Source organism: Sporosarcina sp. SAFN-010 (genome assembly GCF_059415065.1).
The window spans coordinates 223,026-243,978 of the sequence record NZ_JBPFDS010000002.1 but is presented as its reverse complement, the minus strand read 5'-3'; the positions used below and the strand labels follow the sequence as shown (position 1 = coordinate 243,978).

17 protein-coding genes and 1 tRNA gene are annotated in these 20,953 nt (G+C 44.6%); 13 read left to right on the top strand and 5 right to left on the bottom strand.

Translation table 11 applies throughout. From position 1 onward, the window contains the following. Positions 1-126: 126 nt before the first annotated feature. Together ACR65F_RS04090 and ACR65F_RS04085 are read left to right on the top strand one after the other, a co-directional pair. Positions 127-1,899, top strand: a complete 1,773-nt coding sequence (locus tag ACR65F_RS04090; RefSeq protein WP_440503371.1) for an ABC transporter ATP-binding protein — start codon at positions 127-129, stop codon at positions 1,897-1,899. Beyond that, positions 1,853-3,682: an ABC transporter ATP-binding protein gene (locus ACR65F_RS04085; protein ID WP_440503370.1), complete on the top strand. Its 1,830-nt coding sequence runs from the start codon at positions 1,853-1,855 to the stop codon at positions 3,680-3,682. The genes ACR65F_RS04090 and ACR65F_RS04085 overlap by 47 nt, the downstream gene beginning before the upstream one ends. Before the next feature lie 375 nt (positions 3,683-4,057). On the opposite strand, the gene ACR65F_RS04080 is transcribed toward ACR65F_RS04085, so the two are convergent. Then, entirely contained in the window at positions 4,058-4,528 is a 471-nt protein-coding gene (locus ACR65F_RS04080; RefSeq protein ID WP_039042709.1) for a YusW family protein, read from the bottom strand. A gap of 92 nt (positions 4,529-4,620) precedes the next feature. Continuing rightward, positions 4,621-5,640 (bottom strand): DUF2804 domain-containing protein, encoded by a 1,020-nt coding sequence (locus ACR65F_RS04075; RefSeq protein ID WP_440503369.1) that lies wholly within the window; start codon positions 5,638-5,640, stop codon positions 4,621-4,623. Positions 5,641-5,763: 123 nt separating this feature from the next. Here ACR65F_RS04075 and ACR65F_RS04070 point away from each other — a divergent pair. The 3 genes from ACR65F_RS04070 (at position 5,764) to ACR65F_RS04060 (ending at position 7,082) form a co-directional block, all read left to right on the top strand. Further along, positions 5,764-5,835 (top strand) — tRNA-Ala (locus tag ACR65F_RS04070). 93 nt (positions 5,836-5,928) lie between these two features. After that, positions 5,929-6,414: an amidase domain-containing protein gene (locus ACR65F_RS04065; protein WP_039042711.1), complete on the top strand. Its 486-nt coding sequence runs from the start codon at positions 5,929-5,931 to the stop codon at positions 6,412-6,414. An 83-nt stretch (positions 6,415-6,497) separates the two neighbouring features. Beyond that, positions 6,498-7,082: a nitroreductase family protein gene (locus ACR65F_RS04060; protein WP_039042712.1), complete on the top strand. Its 585-nt coding sequence runs from the start codon at positions 6,498-6,500 to the stop codon at positions 7,080-7,082. A gap of 352 nt (positions 7,083-7,434) precedes the next feature. Here the strand turns inward: ACR65F_RS04060 and ACR65F_RS04055 are convergent, their stop codons facing one another. Then, positions 7,435-8,832 carry a dipeptidase gene (locus ACR65F_RS04055; protein ID WP_440503368.1) on the bottom strand — a complete coding sequence of 466 codons (1,398 nt, stop codon included), beginning with the start codon at positions 8,830-8,832 and terminating at the stop codon, positions 7,435-7,437. Between the two features lie 338 nt (positions 8,833-9,170). Here ACR65F_RS04055 and ACR65F_RS04050 point away from each other — a divergent pair, with 338 nt between their 5' ends. The 3 genes from ACR65F_RS04050 (at position 9,171) to ACR65F_RS04040 (ending at position 12,670) form a co-directional block, all read left to right on the top strand. Next, entirely contained in the window at positions 9,171-10,421 is a 1,251-nt protein-coding gene (locus tag ACR65F_RS04050; RefSeq protein WP_185736953.1) for a hemolysin family protein, read from the top strand. Positions 10,422-10,531: 110 nt separating this feature from the next. Continuing rightward, positions 10,532-11,077, top strand: coding sequence for an RNA polymerase sigma factor (locus tag ACR65F_RS04045; RefSeq protein ID WP_025783235.1), 546 nt, complete (start codon positions 10,532-10,534; stop codon positions 11,075-11,077). Positions 11,078-11,194: 117 nt separating this feature from the next. Next, positions 11,195-12,670, top strand: a complete 1,476-nt coding sequence (locus ACR65F_RS04040; protein WP_440503367.1) for a phospholipase D family protein — start codon at positions 11,195-11,197, stop codon at positions 12,668-12,670. A gap of 98 nt (positions 12,671-12,768) precedes the next feature. On the opposite strand, the gene ACR65F_RS04035 is transcribed toward ACR65F_RS04040, so the two are convergent. Beyond that, complete coding sequence (locus ACR65F_RS04035) at positions 12,769-12,951, bottom strand: SE1832 family protein (RefSeq protein WP_039042716.1); 183 nt, start codon at positions 12,949-12,951, stop codon at positions 12,769-12,771. A 28-nt stretch (positions 12,952-12,979) separates the two neighbouring features. Beyond that, a complete protein-coding gene (locus ACR65F_RS04030; RefSeq protein WP_156137938.1) occupies positions 12,980-14,020 on the bottom strand; it encodes a hypothetical protein in 1,041 nt (346 codons plus the stop codon). Between the two features lie 683 nt (positions 14,021-14,703). Between ACR65F_RS04030 and ACR65F_RS04025 the strand changes: the two genes are divergently transcribed. The 5 genes from ACR65F_RS04025 to ACR65F_RS04005 all read left to right on the top strand — a co-directional run bounded on the left by ACR65F_RS04025 (position 14,704) and on the right by ACR65F_RS04005 (position 20,773). After that, the gene (locus ACR65F_RS04025) at positions 14,704-16,656 is read left to right on the top strand and encodes a cation:proton antiporter (protein WP_440503366.1); all 1,953 of its coding nucleotides are present in this window, start codon (positions 14,704-14,706) and stop codon (positions 16,654-16,656) included. Positions 16,657-16,724: 68 nt separating this feature from the next. After that, a complete protein-coding gene (locus ACR65F_RS04020; protein ID WP_440503365.1) occupies positions 16,725-17,285 on the top strand; it encodes an NADPH-dependent FMN reductase in 561 nt (186 codons plus the stop codon). Positions 17,286-17,403: 118 nt separating this feature from the next. Beyond that, positions 17,404-19,575: a DNA topoisomerase III gene (locus tag ACR65F_RS04015; RefSeq protein ID WP_440503364.1), complete on the top strand. Its 2,172-nt coding sequence runs from the start codon at positions 17,404-17,406 to the stop codon at positions 19,573-19,575. A 79-nt stretch (positions 19,576-19,654) separates the two neighbouring features. Continuing rightward, positions 19,655-20,236, top strand: coding sequence for a hypothetical protein (locus ACR65F_RS04010; RefSeq protein WP_440503363.1), 582 nt, complete (start codon positions 19,655-19,657; stop codon positions 20,234-20,236). A gap of 63 nt (positions 20,237-20,299) precedes the next feature. Beyond that, positions 20,300-20,773 (top strand): aminoacyl-tRNA deacylase, encoded by a 474-nt coding sequence (locus ACR65F_RS04005; protein ID WP_125102583.1) that lies wholly within the window; start codon positions 20,300-20,302, stop codon positions 20,771-20,773. Positions 20,774-20,953 lie beyond the last annotated feature (180 nt).

Here is a 20,953-nt window from a genome sequence, read left to right as displayed (position 1 = left end):
AAAATCAGCAGGATTTCTGAGGTTCAGATAATTCTGTTCAATCGCTATACAGTCATTCAGGAATATGGCATACTAAGAATAATTAACTAATTCGATAAACGAAACAGTTCAGGAAGGACAATGCCGATGAAAACTGTATTTTCCTATGCAAAGCCATATAAATGGCCAATAGTAATTGCACTTATTTTAATGTTAATCGAGTTAAGTGTGGAGCTTATTCAGCCGCTCCTTATAGCAAAAATAATCGACGACGGGATTACAGTTGGTGATCGAGAGACAATTATTCTTTACGGAAGTATCATGATGGGACTCGCGCTTCTTGCGTTAGTATCAGGTGTCACAAACTCGTTCTTCGCTGCCCACGCGGCGCAAGGTTTTGGATACGATTTGAGACAGGCGTTATTTAAACAAATTCAAGCATTCTCCATGTCGACATTTTTACGTTTTCCGACGTCCTCACTCATTACACGACTGACAAGTGACGTCACGATGGCGCAAAACATTTTGTTCATGGGTCTCAGGATTTTGCTACGGGCGCCGCTCGTCGTAATTGGAAGTTTAGTGATGGCGATGCTCGTTAACGTGAAGCTCGCTTCGTTTTTGTTGATAGGAATTCCTTTTCTATGTGTCTTTTTGTTTGTTATGGCTCGAAAAGGAGTTGGCTACTTTTCTGATGTTCAGCGTCGCTTGGATCGAGTGAATCGAGTCATTCAGGAAAATCTTCAAGCTGTCCGTCTGATTAAAGCGTATTTACGAGGTGTGTATGAAGGTAGCCGTTTCTCGAAGGTCGCAGATTTATTAAGAAAAGATACAGTGAAAGCGTTTCGGATGATGGAACTCATTATGCCGATTTTACTACTCATCATGAATGGTAGTTTAATGCTGGTTTTATGGTTCGGAGTCGGGGTCGTTCGTGCAGGTGATGCCCAAGTCGGGGAAATTGTTGCAATTGTGAACTACGCATTCCGTATTACAGGCGGATTCTCGATGTTTTCATTCCTCATTGTTGCGTTCTCAAGAGCTCAAGCGTCTTCTGTACGGATGGAAGAAGTGTTGCTTGCAGATGACGATCGTGAAATCATCATTCCTGGAAATTCAGAAAGTGAAGAAGAAAGCCGTGGAGCCTTGGCCTTTAATAATGTTACTTTCCATTATCCTGGTCATCCGGAACAAGTGCTATCGAACGTTTCCTTCACTATTAATCCAGGAGAGAAAATTGCCGTCATGGGAGCGACTGGGTCTGGGAAGTCGACGATGTTGAACTTAATCCCACGCATTTTCACCGCAACTTCTGGTGAAATTCTACTCGATGGTAAGAATATTGAAGATTGGCCGCTAGAAGAGCTCCGCAATGCAATCGGCCTCGTGCCGCAGCAGTCGGTCCTCTTTACAGGAACAATTCGAGAAAACTTAGCGTGGGGCGACCCGGAAGCACGGGCAGACGAATTAGAAGCTGCAGCTGAAAAGGCTCAAATCCATGCTTCGATTCAGCGTTTCCCAGCAAACTACGAGACGCGCGTCGGGCAAAAAGGTGTCAACTTATCGGGTGGTCAAAAACAGCGCTTATCCATTGCGCGGGCGCTTGTCCGAAAGCCCGCGATTTTGCTGCTAGACGACAGTACGAGTGCGCTCGATGTGAAAACGGAGAATGCCCTATGGGAAGCGTTGGAAGGCGAACGTGCCACGATGATTGTCATCACGCAAAAAATTCATACTGCTCAAGGCGCCGATCGCATTCTTTTGCTGGATGAAGGAAAAGTGGCGGCGTACGGTACGCACGATCAGCTCATGAATCAGTCGACATTGTATCGGAAAATAGCTGAATCCCAGTTGGATGAGGAGGTGGTGGACGATGGTGAACAACGTGAGGAAGCCCTTCGGTTACGAACCGATCATTAAGCGGGAAGATTTGAAAAAAGGTACGAAGCGTAAGAAAGAAGAAGTGGGTGACTGGAAGCAGGCATTGCTCAACGTGTGGCGTCTCGTAGATGAACAACGTGGGCTACTCATAACAGTGTTAGTCCTAGTGTTTGCCAGCTCCGGACTCACGCTACTTGGTCCTTTTCTAATCGGGCAGACCATTGATAATTTCATCATTCCGATGAAAACTGATGGACTTGCGATGCAAATTGGCTTGTTGCTATCAATTTACGCGGGGACGTCACTGACGATGTACTTCCAGAACTTCTGGATGGTCGGCATTGCTCAAAATACGGTCTATAAGTTAAGAGCGGGCTTATTTAATCATTTGCAGAAATTGCCTGTTTCCTTTTTTGATAAGCGTCAGCACGGTGAGCTCATGAGCCGAATGACGAACGACATTGAAAATATTAGCCAGACGTTGAATTCATCGTTCATCCAAGTATTTTCGAGTATATTAACGCTTGGTGGAACTCTTGCGGTCATGCTCTACCTTAGTCCACTTCTTACTTTACTAACGATGACGATCGTTCCAGTCATGTTTATCGCGATGCGATGGATCACTCGTCGTACTGGAATTCTTTTTAAGGAACAGCAACGCGCAATCGGTGAGTTGAACGGAATGATTGAAGAAACGATGTCCGGACAGCGAATTGTAAAAGCTTTCTCTCAAGAAGAACGGATGAAGGAAGAGTTTGCTGCGAAAAGTGATCGATTGAAACGAACTGGGTTTTGGGCATTGACGTATTCAGGTTTCATCCCGAAAGTGATGAATATGTTGAACAATGCGGCGTTTGCTATTGTAGCGGGAGTTGGAGGATTGCTGGCGTTACGGGGTGACGGGATAGTGACAATCGGTACAATAGTTATATTCGCAGAGTATGCACGTCAATTCACGCGTCCGTTGAACGATTTAGCCAACCAATTCAATACGGTCCTATCCGCGATTGCAGGTGCTGAACGAGTATTTTCAATTATGGGGGAAGATGTGGAACGGGACGCAGCAGAGTCGAATGGAGATATCCAGCTTAGAGGGAATGTCGAATTTCGCAACGTAACCTTTGGCTATGCACCCGAAACGGATGGTTACACGGTGGAGGATGTCTCGTTGTGCGTGAAAGCGGGAGAGACCGCTGCGCTCCTTGGTGCGACAGGTGCTGGGAAAACGACGCTTGTTCAATTGATTGCCCGATTCTACGAAGTGGATAAGGGAACGATTTTGATAGATGGCATTCCGATTGACGAGCTTCCACGCGCAACATTACGCAATCAAACGGCATTTGTTTTGCAGGATCCGTTCTTGTTTGAGTCGTCGGTGAGAGAAAACATTCGATATGGGAAACTCGATGCAACAGATGAAGAGATTGAAGAAGCAGCGAAAAAAGCGAACGCTCATGAATTTATTAGCCGTCTGGAAGAAGGGTACGATACGTTGCTCTCAGCGGATGGGAGCGAAATTTCGCAAGGGCAGAAGCAATTGCTGTCCATTGCGCGTGCATTTGTGGCGGATCCAGTATTGTTGTTGCTGGACGAAGCAACGAGCAGTATTGACACGGTCACAGAACTAGAAATTCAAGCTGCACTTGAAAAGCTCATGGAAGGTCGTACGAGTTTCGTCATTGCCCACCGCCTCAATACGGTGAAAAAGGCCGATATCATTTATGTAATGGATCAAGGTAAGCTGATCGAGTCTGGTAGCCAATCAGAGTTGATTGGTCAAAAGGGCTTGTATTATACGATGTTGCAACAATCTAAGCTATAACACCGAGGCGCTCCCCAATTAGCGGGAGCGTTTTTTTTATGTGGAATGTGCTCTGAAGGGAGGAATGCTCTCAATTGGTACTGATCCTGCCCGTTCACCTCGGAGAACCCGATCGTTCTGCGTCCGAACCCGCCCGTTTCCATGAGGAACTTGCTCATTTCCGCGGCAACCAACCTTCTTTAGTCCGGATCTAAGCTCGCGACCAATCCATCTCCTTCTAATTCAAAACCAAACCTGATTGGTGTGCTCCGCTCCGCTGCACATTTAGGGAAGGGAAGTGGGCATTACCACTCCAACCCGTCCAATAAACTGGATCCTTACCCCGAACTTGCTAAAACAAAAAAACCACCAAATCGGTGGTTTTCAATCAACAATTTACTGTTTATCTTCAAATTTCAAATTTGTACCATCGTCAAACTCGATATCCAGTTTAAACTTTGAATACAAGTCAATCTGGAAGTACTCTAAAATTTTCTCACGGGCTTCTTCACCAGACATTTCATGTTGAAAATTTAAAGCGATGAACATCTTATCCAGCTCATCCATCGCTTTGGCACCTTCTAAGTCGATGTTTGTCAATATGTTTTGGTACTCCGGATCGAAATTCTTCTCTACCTTATACTCCGCATCGATGGCGTCTTGGTTATCGACGTCGATCTCCAATTCGAATTTGTTGAAACCGTAGGCATCACCGTTATCACGGTCGCCACCTTCTTTTGACTCCTCCGTGACAATGTCTGCTTCTTCCCGATTGTCTTGGTTGGCATTTTTACCCGAATTGCCGCACGCGCTGACAAATAGGACGCTCGCAAACACAACAGACCCCATTGCTACAAGCTTATTCAACGTCTCACGTCCTCTCTGAATAGTTCGATTGCTTTGATACTACTGTACCTTTTTCCAAACGAATTTAAACGAAAGTGGGCAGAAAAGTAGTTTTACCACTTAGCCTGAAACGCCTCACAAGAACCTAATATGCGGCGAACAGCTAACCGTTCACCAGAATCCAACCGAACTTTCCCGTTGAAGTAGCCGAACATTTGAGTGAAATCCGCTTTTAATCCCCTTCGGTGAGAACTCGCTTCGCGTTCGAAAAAAGGAGTGAAGGTCAAGTCTACGCAATCTGTGAACTTAGTATGGATTGTCCACGGTTCCATCATACGCTCAGGATTAAAAGAAAAAATCACATCTTCATGAATTTTAGTCATTACACCATCGACGAATACAGCATTTTCGGTCAACCCCGTACCATCTGTCCACTTGCCACCGAGGTTCAATCCGATACGGCGACCTCCTGATCGTTGTGAAGCCATTGCCCAATTCCACTCCGTCATTTTGGGCCATACACCACGTGTATAGTTTAATACCGTAAAACTATAATCCGGATTGAATTCATACCGTTTATCTCCAATCTTTAAAAAACCGGAAGTCGGTAGCGTGTGATGCTTTGCAGTGAATTGAAAGGTATTCCGGTTTTTCGGAACGACAACATTCAATGACTGATCCTCTGAAGGGTGGCTAATATGGAGATCGGCATGCAACGTTTCGTTATCAAACTCAGGGATGGAAACAGATAAATGCGTCTCCTCATTGGTATAGCTAGCATGTATGGAAAGGCGGTTATCTAAAAAATTAATATCTGTAAGTACGTGTTCAGGCATCTTTATATGACGTGCAAAGGGCAAGGCAATCCTTTTTTCAAAAAAACGTTCCGTCTCATAATCCAGGAAATAGACAAGACACACAGCACCGATGTCAAAATGAGCGATGGTCGCAGTGAACAAGACTTCTTCTCCATAGACGGTCCACGTATTCCACTTCTTTTTATTGGGGAACTGTCCCTTCAGATTACTTTGGACGATCGGCTTCTGAGCAAAGCCAATCGCTTCAGGATTCAATAACCCCTTGCTGTCACAAAGCGAAACTGGCGAAGTCAGTTCGCGTTCTGCATGTTGCATAAGCCGTCCTCCTAAACATTGTCTTCTAACGCACATGTTGCTATACTTTTAATTGTATCAGATTAAGGCTGAATTAGCGTTATTCAGCAACGCCGATACCCAACAAATATTTCCAGAAAGAACGGGGCATTAGTTCAGCGGGAGAATACTTCGCTGGCAGCGAAGGGGTCACCGGTTCGAATCCGGTATGCTCCATAGTTGAGCGTCCGCTTAGCGGGCGTTTTTTATGTACAATTTTAAGGATGAAAACCTAGCCACCCACATAGAATAGGGTGAGGAGGCGAATCGATGTATGACCGCGAAGCTGCAGTCTGGTATGCGGACAAATGGTGGGATGGGCGAAATCCGCAGTACCCCTCATTCGATGTCGATTGTACAAATTTCATTTCACAATGCTTGCGTGCAGGCGGGGCACCGATGCATGGCATTCCCGTACGAGATCGTGGTTGGTGGATTACGAATTCAAACTGGAGTTTTAGTTGGTCAGTAGCCCATTCACTACGATGGTACTTAGGAGGTTCAACGAGAGGACTGACTGCCTATCAAGTGCAATCAGCTGAAGAGCTGAACCTAGGTGATGTCATTTTATATGACTTCCAAGGAGATGGCCGCTTTGATCATTCAACGATTGTGACTGCTAAAGACGGCACGTCACCACTCGTCAATGCTCATACCTACGATGTGCAAAGAAGAAGTTGGGATTACAAGGATTCCTACGCCTATCGACCAAACGCCAAATACATTTTCTTTCGAATAAACGATGAATTTTCTTAACTAATAAATCATGATGGAAAATATAAACCAATTATTGAAATGATGTATACTGAAGAATATCAATGACAAAAGGGGATACAACAATGGATGAACAAGCACTATCAGTAAGAGACGCAATTATTTCTCGCCGCTCCATCAAGAGCTTTAACGGACAGCCTGTTGAACAAAGCGAAATTGACGATATTTTAGAAGATGCAATTTGGGCTCCCAATCATGGAAACCGTAATCCATGGCGTTTCGTACTCGCTGCAGAAGACAACTACGAGCAATTTTTAGACGTCCTGCGCGAGTTCGGTGTACCGAAATGGAAAGAGTTGTCGGATGAAGCCCTTGAAAAACAAATGAGCAAATATACTAGTGCAAGCGCGGCAATGTTTGTCATCGTTCCAGAAGATGCACGACAAAAACAACGTTTAGAAGACTTTGCGGCGGCCAGTACGATGATACAAAATATTCAATTGCTCGCCTGGGACAAAGGAATAGGAACGTGCTGGAAAACACCAGGATTCCTAGATGACCCTAAGTTCCGAGTAGCCTTAGGCGTCCAGCCAGGAGAACGAATCATTAGCATGCTTCAGTTTGGTCACTTTGATGAATTACCAAAAACAAAGCCACGTACGCCGGTTGAAGACATCGTCACGTATTGGCAAGCTGAGCCAACTGAATAATCGAGCACCTCTTCCTTTTTGATGGAAGAGGTTTTTTTGTGGTTGGTCAAATTATCGTGGCATCCGATGGGGAGAGGTAGTTTAACCTCTACTTCACTTTCTTCATCCAGTCAAAAGGGGCAATCGGAAAGATGCATGGGGATATCGGCAATATGGCGCGTGAAATCAGCATTATGGAGTAAGGAATCGGCACTATGAGACAAAGAATCGGTACTATCAATGAATTAATCAGCAACGAGACACAATTCAAGTTGCAATAGTAAGTAAATGGAAGACGTATTGCCAATCATACCCCTTTATCCAACTAAAAATCCCCCTATCGCGAACAATCGCAATAGGGGGATTAAGAATCTTATTTCTTCAACTCATCTTTAGATAAGGTAGAAAGTTCTTGGTAATAGTCACCAAGCACGCGCAATCCTTTGTCGAAGTTCTCAAGTGTTAAGTGTTCGTTTGGTCCGTGTAAGTTCTCTGTTTCAAGACCGAAGCCCATGAGGACAACTGGTAAACCGAGAATTTCATCGAAGTCGGCAACAATTGGAATCGATCCGCCGCCGCGTGTATACACAGTTGGCACGTTGTACACTTTCTCGTAAGAACGGCTTGCTGCTGTAAGTGCTGGATGGTCGAACGGTGTGATGAATGGACGTCCCTGGTCAAACGGCGTGACCGTCACTTTAACACCTTCAGGCTTATGCTTATCAACATGTGCTTTCAATTTTTCAACGATCTCCGCTGGGTCTTGATCCGGAACAAGGCGGCATGTAATTTTAGCACCCGCTTCTGCAGGCAACACGGTCTTGATACCTTCACCGCTGAAACCACCGAAAACGCCGTTCACTTCAAGAGTCGGGCGGGCAGATGTACGTTCTAGGAACGAATAGCCTGACTCGCCAAACAGCTCAGAAGCACCGATTTCTTGTTTAAGTGCTTCTTCGTCGAAGTTGAGGTCTTTGTATGCTTGACGCTCCTCTTCGCTTAAATTGCGAACATTATCATAAAATCCGTCAACTGCAATCGTTCCTTCTTGGTCATGGAATGACGCCAAAATTTCTGCAACTGCATGAATCGGGTTTTGGATACCACCACCGTATACGCCTGAGTGCAAGTCGCTCTTAGCACCGTAGACGTCAATTTGTACACCGCTCAATCCTCGAAGTGCGTAACAAATTGCAGGTTGACCTGGAGCGTGAAGGGCTGTATCCGAAATGACAATCGTATCTGCTGCGAGCTTTTCTTTATGGTCTTTAATGAATGGAACAAGGTTCGGACTTCCAACTTCTTCTTCACCTTCAATGATGAACTTCACGTTAAGTGGAAGTTTGCCATCCAACTGCATCAATGCTTCAACCGCTTTTACGTGCATGAACACTTGTCCTTTGTCGTCAGTCGATCCACGAGCGAACATTTTATCATCACGGATTTCTGGCTCGAATGGCGCGCTTTCCCATAGGTGCAATGGGTCAACAGGTTGTACGTCATAGTGACCGTAAATGAGGATCGTCGGTTGACCTTCTGCATGAAGCCAGTCAGCGTAAACGACCGGATGCCCGGCAGTAGGTTCGATGGAGATGTTTTCAAGTCCTGCTTCTTTGAACGAATTTGATAACCATTCCGCAGCTTTTTGCATATCGGCTTTGTGCTCAGATAAGGCACTGATGCTCGGAATACTCAAAAATTCCTTCATCTCATTCAGATGCGTATCGCGATTCTTTTCAAAGTACTCATTCAATTGGTCAAGCGTTGCCATGAAATTACCCCTTTTCGTTTTCGTATGGATAAATGCGAGGTTGCAGCTAGGAAAGCCCTGCTGAATCCCATCATTCGTCGACAGTGTTTGGGTTAATCCCCCAAAAAAAGTTGGGTACACCGTGACGATGCTGATTACTTTAGTATAGCAGAATTGGAGTGAATTCAAAAAAAAGAGACTTCTGAATCCTTTTCTTTCTGATACTTATGCTATACTATTCCAACAGCTATGAAATCGGATTCAAATTATAGCCGTCTTAGGTTTGCAACCTCAACCCTTAGAGATACGTCTATATATGCAAATCGAAACGAACCAGGAATTTTCGGGAGGAATCGCTCTTGTTCATCGCACTTGCTTTCTTTTTGGTGATGTCATTTTTCTTATCAGGGAGTGAAACTGCACTTACTGCCGTAAACCGGATGAAAATCCAGATGCGCGCAGAGCAAGGAGACCCTAAAGCAATTCGGCTCCGCGCCCTCGTTTCGAAACCAGATCGAATGATTACAGCAATCTTAATCGGTAACAACGTCGCAAACATCATGATGCCAACAATCGTAACCATGATCGCTATCGACAAAGGCCTTAATGTAGGTCTACTCACTGGACTTTTGACAGTTGTCCTAATCATTTTCGGGGAAGTATTACCAAAAACTATCGCCGCAACGTTTGCCGATAAATTGGCATACACCGTTGCTCCAGTCATCCGCGTTATTGTTAAACTACTAACGCCGCTCACGTACTTATTAGCGCTCTTTACGAATCTTTTCATCCGCATTCTATCAAAGGGTGCCGTGACAGAAGCAACTCTGACGAAAGAGGACTTACGCTCAATGGTTGACCTTGCTTCTACTGAAGGAACGTTCCAACAAGAGGAATCGCTGCGGTTAAAAGGAGTCCTCGACTTTCCGGAAAAAGACGTTTCAGACGTCATGGGAACCCACCGGACAGACGTCGTTGCCCTGCCACTCGATTCAAGCTATGAAGAAGTTCGCAGTACGGTTCTCGAGTATTTCTATACCCGTTATCCGATCTATGAAGAAAGTATCGATAAGATTATCGGTGTATTCTATTCTAAGCGGTTAATCGAATGGTCCATTACACCAGAAGAACCGTTCAAAGATATGATTGACCATGATCCGCTGTTTGTCGTACAAACTGCAAGCGTCGAGAAAGTGTTTAAAATGATGCTCGCGCACAAAAAACATATGGCAATCGTATTGGACGAGTATGGTGGAACGCTCGGTATCGTAACGCATGAAGATATTATCGAAGAAATGATCGGTCAGGAAATTGAAGATGAAACAGACGAAGCAGAAGACGCGATGGTCTATGAACATACAGAAGATACACTCGTATGTCAGGGGCGTCTTGAAATCGAAGATGCGGTGAGCTTACTTGGAATTGACTTGCCGACTGAAAATGATACAATCGGTGGATTTGCCTTCCAAGAGCTGGATCACGTACCCGATAAGGGAGAACGTTTCACGTATGGTCCGCTGTTGTTTGAAATCGAAGAGATGGACCGCAATCGGATCGTACGTCTTCGAATCACTCGCCGTCCGGAAGAACTGATTGATGATGAAACCTAATATACAGCAACCTTACACGTTTGTAAGGTAACTGAAAGAAACTCCGATAGTTCAGCCGCTTGTTCTAGTGCATACTAAACGTAACAGCTAGAACACGGAGGCGTTAACGGATGAAACCAACACTTAATGAATTACATGATGAATATGGCAGATACTTATATCACTTATGTTTGAAATTGACACGTAATAAAGAAGAGGCTGAAGATCTTATGCAAGATGTTTGGGTCAAGGTAGTCCGCACGAGCGATCGTATGGAAGGCGTAGATCGTATGAAAGCTTGGCTGACAACGATTTGCATGAATACGTTCAGAGATCGTTATCGTAAAGATGTCCGTCGTAGTAAGTATGTCATGAACCAGCCGGATACTTTGGACATTCCCTTGCTCGATTTAGTGCCAAGTGGCAGTCCACTACCAGGTGAAATTGTTGAGAGACAAGATCTCCGCGCTGCAGTTCAAAGTAAGATAAATGAGCTAGACGCTATATATAAGACAACGATTGAGTACTTTTATGTCAATCAATACTCACTCATTGAAATTGCTGAAATGATGCAAGTCTCTATCGGTACGGTGAAATCCCGCCTGTTCCGTGCTAAAAAATATTTAAAAGAACTATTAACGCAAGATCAGTCTGTCAACGAACTTGTAATTGCGTAATAATATCGATTTTGGACTTCTCCTACTATAGGGGAAGTCTTTTTATATGGGTACGGAGTTTGTGAGATGCATAGAGAGGGAATGCTATAGTGATGGATTTGGAGTGGAGGCTAAGCTGTGGCTAAGAAAAAAAAGAAACGTAAGAGATTAACAAAAAAGCAGAAACAAATTATGTGGCTGTCGTTAGGAGTTTTTCTCCTTATTTATATTGCTGTTATTTTATATCATACATACAAGCCTTTGCCAAAAGGCGTTAATTATGAAGGAGACATCCATTGGACTGATGATGTAGAGGTTTTTACGGATTTATCCTACTCAAAAACGAAGAAGAAAGAGGACATGAAACATGATCTGAATATTTTTGATGAAGTATATTCGATGATTGAGGAAGCGGATGAATTCATCGTGCTGGACTTCTTTTTGATGGATCATTATTCGGATGAAAATTTAGATTTCCCGAAGGTTGCGGAGACGATCACGAAGAAGTTGGTCGAGAAAAAGAAGGCTTATCCCGACATGCCGATTGTATTCATTACCGACCCGATTAATAAAGGGTATGGGTCCTATGAATCGAAATGGTTCGGAAAGTTAAAGGATGCAGGTGTGGAAGTCGTGTATACCGACTTGGAGCCATTACGCGATTCTATGCCGCTCTACTCAGGATTGTATCGGACGTTGTTCCGCTTTGGAGATATAGGTGGAAAAGGATGGATTCCGAATGCAATGGCCTCTGAAGCGCCGAAATTCCGATTAGCATCTTACGTGGAGCTATTGAATGTGAAGTCGAATCACCGTAAAGTGATTGCAACGGAGAAAGCGGGGCTCGTGACGTCTTCAAATCCGCATGATGCGAGTGGTTTCCATGGAAATGTCGCACTCAAAGTATCTGGCCCTATTATTAATGATTTATTGGAGGCAGAAGAAGCAGTGCTGAACTATTCAACGGGACAGACTGGGCAAACACTACCTCGTATTGAAGCGAAAGAGCCGGAAGACGGGGAATACGCTGTTCAATATTTAACCGAGAAGAAGATTAAAGACGTATTGATGGATGAACTAACCGCTGCGCAATCGGGTGATCGCATTCGGATGGGGATGTTTTTCATCGCGGAACCAGGTATCGTGAAGGAAGTGACTGAAGCCGCAAAGCGTGGTGTGGAAGTAAAACTTATTTTGGATCCAAACGAAAATTCTTTTGGTAACCAAAAATCAGGGCTTCCGAATCGACCTGTTGTGCAAAAGCTCGTCGAAGACAGTGATGGTGCGATTGAAGTACGTTGGTACAACACGGTTGTCGGTCAGTACCATACGAAGCTCGTCATGATCGAACGCGATGATAACATGCACATTTTAAATGGTTCCGCCAATTTAACCGAGCGAACCCTCGATAACTACAATTTGGAGAATGATCTGTATGTAATCGCTCCTACGGACAGTGAACTTGCAGGTGAGCTAGATGCGTATTTCGAACGTTTGTGGAATAACGAAGACGCGTTGTTCACATTGGATATGGAAGAATACCAAAATACATTCACTCGTCCGCAGCGCGTGATTTATGCGCTACAAGAGTGGTTGAAATTGACTTCTTATTGAGTAGTTAATTCCACAAAAACATTTTAAAAATCCTCTTACCGATTTCAGGTAAGAGGATTTTTAAATAGGTGAGTAGTTTAGTTATGAATTCTTTAGAGTCAAAGCGCTACAAGCATCTGATTAAGCTCTGCAAGACGGTCTTCCATTTTCGCAAGACGAGCCTCTGCTTTTTGGATAGAGTCTCCGTGACCTGTAGATTCGAGTTTTTCGATGTCCCCTTGTAAGTTTATATAATCCATTTTAAGTTCTGCGATTTCAGATTCGATTTGTGATTTAGTCATGATTGTAGTCCTCCTTGTGTACTTTTCCTCAGTTTACCACATCAGGTAAGGGCTTGCCGGGGACTGCACGTTTCGGATGTTCGAGTAGATAACGAATCGTTTCAAACACCGTTTCTGCTTCCTCACCGAGTGGTAAGGCGAGCTGACGATCGACGTCACGTTTACGAAGAGAGTCGTGCAAAAGTGGCTCCATGATTGCATTCAACAGGTTGGATTGCTTCACTTTGCGTCCAAGACCCAAATGTGTGAACCCATCGCGGTCGATTGGGAATCGCAACTCGGATTCGAAGGTGCTTTGTGCGAGTATGATACAAGGTACTCCGAGACATGCAACGTCGTATGGCATGTACCCTCCACCACATAACACAATATCTGCTTCTGCTGCTAGGTCAAGAAAATCGTGTGGAGCTTTTTTAACAGTCGTATTTCTACGGCTCAATGCCATCATTTGAAGTGTACTCGCATCGTGTTCATAGGACTTGCCGAGCAAAATCGTCACATTGAGTGGGATTTGTAAATTCATCACATGACGGAAAGAACGAAATGTTAAGTTGCCAGGATCATTTTCCCCGAATGCGATGAGAAGGCGGGGAGGGTCACCAAATACATGCTGATCCCTTTTTGAACGCAAGTCCGCACAGCGTGCATCTGGTAAAAACGTTTGAATGCCTGTTTTGGTTGGACTCGTAACATCATGTTCGGTTTCTCCATATAATGTTTGGATTACAAAATCGGCTAGCTGTCCGCCTTCTCCGAAATCATCAAAGTGTAAACTAGCAGGAACGAGTCGAGAGATCGCCTCAACTTCTTCTTTAATTGTACTACCCGTATCTCGAACGAGTAGATCCGGTTTTAAAAAGGATAGTACTTGAAGAAGGGTACGATGATTATTGGCTTCCATCGACCGATACATAGTTGGTATATCGGGAGTTGCAACTTGTGTAATGAAAACAATGGTTGCTTCTGAAGAAAGTTCTTCTGCAACTCGTAACGCTCTTCGCAAAGGATAGCCATTTTTTTCTTCTGTAGATGAAAGACAGATCGCAATGAGCTTTTTTGTTTTGTTCATAATAGGAATCATCCTTTCCACACAGTCTCTTCACCTCCCAGTCTATGAAGAGGGCGGATCTATTATGATAAAGAAATTAAAGTCTGGTGGAATTGAGTGGGAAGCTGGAGTTGAACCGTGCGAGGAGGTTTATGAGCATATTTCAGGTTTTATGATCACATTTCAAGGTTTAAGAGCATATTTCGGGATTAATGATCACATTCCATGGTTTATGATCAGAAACTGAGATTTATGAGCACATTCCACTTTTTATGAGCACTTTCAGCGATTTATGTTCAATTTGAGAGGTGTATTCTAGTTGGTCACGAGATAGGGTGATGGGGAAGCTGGTGTTGAACCGTGGGAGGGGGTTTATGAGCATAATTCAGGTTTTATGATCGCATTTCAAGGTTTAAGAGCATATTTCGGGATTTATGAGCACATTCCATGGTTTATGATCAGAATCCGAGATTTATGAGCACATTCCACTTTTTATGATCACTTTCAGCGATTTATGATCAATTTGCGAAGAGTATTCTAGTTGGTCACGAGATAGGGTGATGGGGAAGCGAGTGTTGAACCGCGGGAAGGGATTTATGATCTACGCCACTAGCTTTCATTCGAAAACCTCAAATAAGTTGTTTCATAGAGTGGGTGTGGTACACTAGTACGAAATTTCAACTCGATAGGAGTGGCGAAATCGAATGTTCGGATCTATAGCTGCAGACCTTATGCTCGTTGTTCTGATTGGTATCCTCTCACAATGGGTTGCCTGGAGATATCGCCTTCCCGCGATCGTCGTCATGGCGATTGCAGGTCTGCTCGTTGGACCTGTATTCGGATTCATCAATCCCGAAGAAACGTTGGGAGAACTATTTAGCCCAATTATTTCGTTCGCGGTCGCGATTATATTATTTGAAGGAAGTCTCAACCTCGACTTCCGCGAAATTAAAGGATTCAGCAAACCCCTCACGCGAATCGTGACATTTGGCGCGTTTATTGCCTGGATCACGGGATCGCTCGCAGCACACTATTTAGCGGGACTGTCTTGGACCGTGGCTTTCATTATTGGTGGACTGTTCATCGTCACCGGACCGACAGTGATTTTACCGATGCTCAGACAGGCTAAACTCAAGCCTCGTCCAGCAGCACTTCTTAAATGGGAAGGGATTATCGTGGATCCATTTGGCGCATTACTTGCCGTGTTTGCATTTGAATTCATCAAATTTGTCAATGGGCAAGCTACCCTCGCAGCACTTGGATTATTCGTAGCTGCATCTGTTTTCGCTGTATTCATCGGTTGGGCGTCTGCACGTATTCTCGGATATGCGTTTGAAAAGGGTGGCGTTCCCGAATTTCTGAAAGCCCCCGTACTTTTCGCGGTCGTCTTATTTGCATTCGTCATTTCGGATGAACTTATGCATGAAACCGGGTTGCTAGCGGTAACAGCGATGGGGATCGTGATGGCTAATATGCATTTAACGTCCATTCATGACATCCGTCAATTTAAAGAGAACATTTCTGTGCTACTCATTTCAGGGATTTTTGTGATGCTTACTGCGTCATTAGATCCTCATGTACTCATTGAAATATTCGACTGGCATATTATTACTTATGTAATGGCGATGTTGTTCATCGTCCGCCCGCTGTCAATTTGGGTGTCTACAGTCGGTACGGATTTATCGAACAGGGAAAAAAATCTGCTTGGATGGGTTGCCCCTCGAGGAATTGTGGCGCTCACAGTGTCGGGATATTTTGCTTCAATTCTCCTTGAAAATGGCTACAAGGATGCGGAATTACTCACTGCGCTCACGTTTGCGCTCGTTCTCTCGACAGTTGTGTTGCATGGATTTACAATCGGTCCATTTGCACGTCGGTTGAACTTGACGACGACGGATGAATCAGGTGTCCTAATCGTTGGAGGAACTAAATTTGCGGCAGAACTTGCGCGATCAATTCAAGACTCAGGTAATGATGTGTTGCTGATGGACACTTCATGGGCGGGGTTATCTCATGCACGGAAGCTTGGTTTGTCCAGTCATGTAGGAGATATTCTGACGGAGCAAACGGAATATACGCTAGATTTGACGCCATATCGATATATGCTCGCGATGACAAAAGCGGACACGTACAATGCCCACATTTGCGCGGATTTCCTGTACGACGTGGGACGCGAGAATTTATTCCAAACATCATTCCATGTTGGCGAAGGGGTTGAATCGTTTAACGTCACGGGTGGACGTACGTTATTCACACCCGCGTTATCGATTTATGATTTGGAGGAACGTATGAATTCCGGGCACGTATTCCGCAAAACGGTACTTTCTAAACAATACAGTTACACACAATACTTGCGTGAACGGGATGATCGATCTGTGCTTCTCTATATTTTACGGGAAGATGGAAGCGTTGAGTTTTACACGCCAACAGAAGAGTTGCAGGCGGTAGCAGGAGACACAATTGTGGCGCTCTCACACCCGATTAAACAGATTGAACGTGCTAAGGAAAGGATTGCAGAAGAAAAAGGTGAGGAAGAGGTTCAGCACGAGCAAATAGAAAAGCGATTTAGTGAAGATCAGGGGAAAACAAAGTCACCGATACCGGGCGAAGCACCGCCTTCGATCCAAGGTGGTTTAACAAAAAATTCAATAAGCTAATTGCAAGTCAATTCCCATTCTTTCTGATAGGATGTAGAGTGAGAATATCATTAGGAGGTACGGTCATTTTGAAAGTTTTGTTTGTGGACGGGACCATTATCGGCAACAAAACGGGTGTCGTACTTGACGCCGTGCAGCAATATATAGAAGAAACGGGCTGCGGTTTTGAGATAGAGAGATTGAATTTCTCTGAGTACGATCACCAGTTTGTCGATGGGCGACCTGCAGAAGAATATAACGAAGATATGAAGAAGCTGATTCGCAAGTTCGATGAAGCGGATGGCTATATTATCGCTACACCCGTATTCCAGGGTTCGATCCCAGGGGTGCTAAAGAACGCATTCGATTTGCTTCACCCACGTACAATGCGATATAAACCGGTTTCAATCGTGGCAAATGGTGGGACGTATCAACACCATCTCGTTGTCGAAAATCAGATGAAGCCGATTCTTGATTACTTCCGATGCTTGGTGACACCGAATTATGTGTATACACATCGTGATCATTTTGATGAAAACAGTAAGATTATAGACGAAGATGTACACGATCGCTTGAGAGAATTAGCGCGCGTGTTCGTGAAGTATACAGAAATGGGGAAAGAACTGACCCACGGTATAATTGACGCATAATACAAGATAGAACGTCCGTCCGAGCGGAATTTCCGCGGGACGGACGTTTTTCATATGGTCAAAACTGAAGAAACCGACCAACTTGCGTATAATGGAGAGAACGAAAGGGGATTGAACGATGTCTAAATCACTTGTACTTGCAGAAAAACCATCTGTCGCACGCGATATTGCCCGTGTGCTCGGTTGTCATAAAAAAGGAAATGGATTCCTAGAGGGGGATCGGTACATCGTCACTTGGGCGCTTGGCCATTTAGTGACACATGCTGATCCTGAAGGGTATGGTCAGGAATTCAAAGAATGGAAAATGGAACACTTACCAATCATTCCTCAGCCATTTAAACTGACACCTATCAAACAAACATCGAAACAATATAATGCTGTGAAGGCACAGTTACGCCGTGGAGAAGTTAAAGACGTCATCATCGCAACTGACGCTGGGCGCGAAGGGGAGCTCGTAGCTCGCTGGATTTTGGAGCTTGCGAAAAATCGTAAACCAATCAAACGGTTGTGGATTTCATCCGTGACAGACAAAGCGATTAAAGACGGATTCGCGAACTTGAAAGACGGAAAAGCGTACGATAACTTATATGAAGCAGCGGCAGCGCGGGCGGAAGCGGACTGGGTCGTCGGCATTAACGCAACACGCGCACTTACGGTAAAACATAACGCCCAATTGTCGACAGGTCGCGTGCAAACACCAACTCTTGCAATGATTGCTGAACGAGAAAAGGCGATTCAGAAGTTCCAGCCAAAGCCGTTCTGGGGCATGCAGGCTCTAACGGAAGCGGGTCGTTTTACATGGCGGGATTCGAAAGGCCAGACTCAAGTCTTCGATGAAACCGTGATCGATGCGAAAATGAATGCGTCCGAAGGCATCACAGAGGGCAAAATCATTGACCTGAAATCAACGCCGAAATCACAACCAGCACCTCCTTTATTTGACTTGACGGAACTGCAAAAAGAAGCGCATCGTCGCTGGTCATGGTCCGCAAAGGAGACCTTATCGACGTTACAAAACTTGTATGAGCGACACAAAGCGGTCACGTATCCACGTACGGATTCGAAGCACTTAACAGCAGACATGACTAGTACGTTGAAGGATCGTGTTAAAGCGGTTGAAATCGGACCGTATCGAAAGGCTGTCAATTCATTGTTACGCAAAGGACCTGTCAAACCTCAAAAGGGTGTCATCAATGACAGTAAAGTATCTGATCACCATGCAATTATTCCGACGGAAGAAAGTCCTTCTTTGCATTCACTCTCGGACAAAGAACAACGTCTTTACGACATTATTGTTAAACGGTTCTTGGCTGTGTTCTATCCGCCATTCCAATACGAACAATTGAGTGCAGAGTTACAAGCGGGCAACGAAATCTTTACATTGAAAGGTCGGACCGTGACGGATGAGGGATGGAAGGCTGTCTATTCATCCGATGAAGAAGAAGCGGATACAGACGCGTTACCTGCCATGAAAAAAGGTGAAACTCTTCAAATACGTGCGTTTTCAAGAACAGAAGGCAAAACCAAGCCACCTGCTCGATTCAATGAAGGGACGTTACTTGCTGCGATGGAGAATCCGACGCAGTTCATGGCGGGGGAATCTAAGGAATTGATCAAGACAATCGGAGAAACCGGTGGGCTTGGTACAGTTGCAACGCGAGCGGACGTCATTGAACGATTATTTGGCATGTTTGTCATTGAGAAAAAAGGGAATGATATTTACACTACGTCTAAAGGACGCCAGTTGTTGGAACTCGTCCCAGAAGATTTGAAATCACCAGCACTTACTGCCGAATGGGAGAGCGATTTATCGAAAATCGCAACTGGAAAACTGAAGAAAGACCAATTCATCCGGACGATGATCGACTTTTCAAAGAAAACCATCGTGGACATAAAATCGGATGATACCAAATTCAAACATGACAATGTAACAGGGAAAATGTGTCCGGATTGCGGAAAGCCAATGCTTGAAGTGAACGGGAAACGAGGCAAGATGCTTGTTTGTCAGGACCGTGAATGCGGCCATCGTCAAACCATCTCAACGTTGACGAACGCACGCTGCCCTAACTGTAAAAAGAAATTGGAACTTCGTGGGCATGGCGATGGCAAAATTTTCGTCTGTAAATGTGGATATCGTGAAAAGCTATCCTCATTTGAAAAGCGAAGAGCTCAAACAACAGGTAAAAAGGCCGACAAACGTGATGTTCAAAAGTATCTTAAGAAGCAAGAGAACGAAGAACCTGAAAATACGGCAATGGCAGATGCGCTAAAGAAACTATTTGACAAGTAATAATTGAAATCGTTCGCCTCATGAATTGGGAGCGACTAGACTGTATAATTAAAATACTAATTTATGGCGGGGTGAGTTCATGGTCTCAATTTCGACGAATCCGGTAGTTACGGAAAATACAAGATATGAGAATGCAAGAAAACGTTCTGCAGAAGTGGCTTATACCCGTCATGCGGATTATACAGGTGGAAATGAAGCCAAACGGAACGAATTGGCGCAACGGTTAACTAACACTCTGGTAGATTCGCAACCTAAAGAGTTTCAAAAACTGGGTGCAGGACAGCTGAAGCAAGTGGCGTTGCCGCTTGGGGAAACATTGGAAGAAACGATTCAGAGCTGGCGTCATGTCCGAAGTGAAGCACTTTCTAAAACGGATCCATCTGAAGTGGACCATCAGCTTGCAGCAGCAGCTTCTGCTAAAATCATGGAAGCGGAAGCGCAACTAGCGTTGGAAGATCGTCTGCGTTCCGCACAACTCACGGAAGCAAGTCGTGAAGATTCACTGATGCAACCAAAGGAGTCGAATTCAGCAACGGACTCCTCACTGGCGGACGCAATGCAGAAACTGTACGATCAAGCCTCTGCAGCTTATGCTATCCAGACGAGTGCGAAACAGCATGGATATATGGAAGCAAGTCCGGCTTATTCACTTGTCGCATAAAGAAATGAATGACCCGCCATTTAGTTGGCGGGTTTTTGAATTGGAGAAAGGGAGGCACTTATCATGGCGAAGAAGAATAAACATATTAAAACGAATGCGATTCGCATTTTAGAGTCTGAAGGGATTCCTCATGAATTGCTGGAACGCGATTTGTCTGAAGATGCAAATGCTGCAGCAGATGGCGGAGACGAAGCGAATGTGTATAAAACACTTGTAACGACAGCGGGTACTGCACGCAATTATGTGTTTGTCATTCCGGTAGTCTGCGAGCTTGACTTGAAAAAAGCGGCACGCGCAGCAGGAGAGAAAAAGTTGGAGATGCTTCCTTTGAAACAGCTGACTGACGTGACGGGGTATATCCGAGGCGGATGTTCTGCGATCGGTATGAAGAAGACGCTACCTACTTTCCTAGACATTTCTGCCCAAACCAAACAATCTATCTACGCCAGTGCCGGTAAACCAGGCTTCCAAATGAAACTAGCGCCTACTGATTACGCGAAAGTAACAGGTGCCCCGTTTGTGGAGTTGTGTAAATAAAGCCGCGGGGAATGTGGAAACCTTAAGTACGCAACTCTTTATCATGGTACCAAGCATGTACTTTCTCTTTAGAACTGGAGAATTGCTCTTAACCACAGAGAATTGCTCATAAAGCGTGAAAAGTGATCATAACTCAGAGAAAGTGCTCATAAAGCGTGAAAAGTGATCATAACTCAGAGA

What these genes read in the sequence shown, in the direction of transcription:
- ACR65F_RS04090 (WP_440503371.1), top strand. Translation starts at nt 127, where the DNA reads ATGAAAACTGTATTTTCCTATGCAAAGCCATATAAATGGCCAATAGTA.
- ACR65F_RS04045 (WP_025783235.1), top strand. Translation starts at nt 10,532, where the DNA reads ATGAAACCAACACTTAATGAATTACATGATGAATATGGCAGATACTTA.
- ACR65F_RS04015 (WP_440503364.1), top strand. Translation starts at nt 17,404, where the DNA reads ATGTCTAAATCACTTGTACTTGCAGAAAAACCATCTGTCGCACGCGAT.
- ACR65F_RS04065 (WP_039042711.1), top strand. Translation starts at nt 5,929, where the DNA reads ATGTATGACCGCGAAGCTGCAGTCTGGTATGCGGACAAATGGTGGGAT.
- ACR65F_RS04030 (WP_156137938.1), bottom strand. Translation starts at nt 14,020, where the DNA reads ATGAACAAAACAAAAAAGCTCATTGCGATCTGTCTTTCATCTACAGAA.
- ACR65F_RS04010 (WP_440503363.1), top strand. Translation starts at nt 19,655, where the DNA reads ATGGTCTCAATTTCGACGAATCCGGTAGTTACGGAAAATACAAGATAT.
- ACR65F_RS04005 (WP_125102583.1), top strand. Translation starts at nt 20,300, where the DNA reads ATGGCGAAGAAGAATAAACATATTAAAACGAATGCGATTCGCATTTTA.
- ACR65F_RS04055 (WP_440503368.1), bottom strand. Translation starts at nt 8,832, where the DNA reads ATGGCAACGCTTGACCAATTGAATGAGTACTTTGAAAAGAATCGCGAT.
- ACR65F_RS04085 (WP_440503370.1), top strand. Translation starts at nt 1,853, where the DNA reads ATGGTGAACAACGTGAGGAAGCCCTTCGGTTACGAACCGATCATTAAG.
- ACR65F_RS04025 (WP_440503366.1), top strand. Translation starts at nt 14,704, where the DNA reads ATGTTCGGATCTATAGCTGCAGACCTTATGCTCGTTGTTCTGATTGGT.
- ACR65F_RS04060 (WP_039042712.1), top strand. Translation starts at nt 6,498, where the DNA reads ATGGATGAACAAGCACTATCAGTAAGAGACGCAATTATTTCTCGCCGC.
- ACR65F_RS04035 (WP_039042716.1), bottom strand. Translation starts at nt 12,951, where the DNA reads ATGACTAAATCACAAATCGAATCTGAAATCGCAGAACTTAAAATGGAT.
- ACR65F_RS04075 (WP_440503369.1), bottom strand. Translation starts at nt 5,640, where the DNA reads ATGCAACATGCAGAACGCGAACTGACTTCGCCAGTTTCGCTTTGTGAC.